1 protein-coding gene is annotated in these 241 nt (G+C 42.3%); it reads left to right on the top strand.

Features of this window, described 5'->3' with window-relative positions; all coding sequences use genetic code 11:
* Positions 1-241: hypothetical protein (locus R2R70_RS22730; protein WP_410979305.1), on the top strand; the 241-nt coding region annotated here is incomplete at both ends.

Here is a 241-nt window from a genome sequence, read left to right on the forward strand (position 1 = left end):
GCTTAAGCGACTCTTATAATGTGGTTGGCTTTTATGAGAATGGCCCATTTCAAGCGCGTTTAGCTTATAACTGGCGCGATAGCTTTGTACAGTCACTAACACAGCTAAATGGCGATGGTGTAACCATTGTAGAAGATTACGCACAACTTGATGCTAGCGGCAGCTATGACATTACCGAAAATGTATCGGTATTTTTTGAAGGTATTAACTTAACCGAAGAATACGTGCACAAGCGTGGTCG

The organism is Cobetia sp. SIMBA_158, assembly GCF_046566945.1.
GTDB classification, from domain to species: domain Bacteria; phylum Pseudomonadota; class Gammaproteobacteria; order Pseudomonadales; family Halomonadaceae; genus Cobetia; species Cobetia amphilecti.